This is a genomic window from Streptomyces sp. NPDC056160 (assembly GCF_042268205.1).
In the GTDB taxonomy this organism is placed as follows: Bacteria; Actinomycetota; Actinomycetes; order Streptomycetales; family Streptomycetaceae; genus Streptomyces.
In genome coordinates, this window is the sequence record NZ_JBHJUW010000298.1 from 1,294 (window position 1) to 3,043 (window position 1,750).

At 57.6% G+C, this 1,750-nt stretch carries 1 rRNA gene (cut by a window edge); it reads right to left on the minus strand.

Annotated features, from left to right (window positions below):
* Positions 1–1,701 (minus strand): 23S ribosomal RNA (locus ACFC02_RS42130); it reaches 1,271 nt to the left of the window's first position.
* Positions 1,702–1,750: the final 49 nt, after the last annotated feature.

A 1,750-nucleotide genomic window follows, 5' to 3' on the forward strand; every position in this document is an offset into this window, starting at 1 on the left:
ACGGCCTACACCCTTACCCCGGGACAACCACCGCCCGGGATGGACTACCTTCCTGCGTCACCCCATCACTCACCTACTAACCGCTTGGGCCGGCGGCTCCACCACTCCCCTCAACTCCGAAGAGATCAGGGCGGCTTCACGGCCTTAGCATCACGATGCTCGATGTTTGACGCTTCACAGCGGGTACCGGAATATCAACCGGTTATCCATCGACTACGCCTGTCGGCCTCGCCTTAGGTCCCGACTTACCCTGGGCAGATCAGCTTGACCCAGGAACCCTTAGTCAATCGGCGCACACGTTTCTCACGTGTGAATCGCTACTCATGCCTGCATTCTCACTCGTCAACCGTCCACAACTACCTTCCGGTGCTGCTTCACCCGGCAGACGACGCTCCCCTACCCATCACAGCCGCCGTTGGGCGTATTGCTGCAATGACACGACTTCGGCGGTACGCTTGAGCCCCGCTACATTGTCGGCGCGGAATCACTAGACCAGTGAGCTATTACGCACTCTTTCAAGGGTGGCTGCTTCTAAGCCAACCTCCTGGTTGTCTCTGCGACTCCACATCCTTTCCCACTTAGCGTACGCTTAGGGGCCTTAGTCGATGCTCTGGGCTGTTTCCCTCTCGACCATGGAGCTTATCCCCCACAGTCTCACTGCCGCGCTCTCACTTACCGGCATTCGGAGTTTGGCTAAGGTCAGTAACCCGGTAGGGCCCATCGCCTATCCAGTGCTCTACCTCCGGCAAGAAACACACGACGCTGCACCTAAATGCATTTCGGGGAGAACCAGCTATCACGGAGTTTGATTGGCCTTTCACCCCTAACCACAGGTCATCCCCCAGGTTTTCAACCCTGGTGGGTTCGGTCCTCCACGAAGTCTTACCTCCGCTTCAACCTGCCCATGGCTAGATCACTCCGCTTCGGGTCTTGAGCGTGCTACTAAAACGCCCTGTTCGGACTCGCTTTCGCTACGGCTACCCCACCCGGGTTAACCTCGCAACACACCGCAAACTCGCAGGCTCATTCTTCAAAAGGCACGCAGTCACGAGAGTGAAGCAAACTCCACTCCGACGCTCCCACGGCTTGTAGGCACACGGTTTCAGGTACTATTTCACTCCCCTCCCGGGGTACTTTTCACCATTCCCTCACGGTACTATCCGCTATCGGTCACCAGGGAATATTTAGGCTTAGCGGGTGGTCCCGCCAGATTCACACGGGATTTCTCGGGCCCCGTGCTACTTGGGTGTCTCTCAAGCAAGCCGCTGACATTTCGACTACGGGGGTCTTACCCTCTACGCCGGACCTTTCGCATGTCCTTCGTCTACATCAACGGTTTCTGACTCACCGACCAGCCGGCAGACTGATCAAGAGAGATCCCACAACCCCGTATACGCAACCCCTGCCGGGTCTCACACGCATACGGTTTAGCCTCATCCGGTTTCGCTCGCCACTACTCCCGGAATCACGGTTGTTTTCTCTTCCTGCGGGTACTGAGATGTTTCACTTCCCCGCGTTCCCTCCACACTGCCTATGTGTTCAGCAGCGGGTGACAGCCCATGACGACTGCCGGGTTTCCCCATTCGGAAACCCCCGGATCAAAGCCTGGTTGACGACTCCCCGGGGACTATCGCGGCCTCCCACGTCCTTCATCGGTTCCTGGTGCCAAGGCATCCACCGTGCGCCCTTAAAAACTTGGCCACAGATGCTCGCGTCCACTGTGCAGTTCTCAAACAACGACCAACCACCC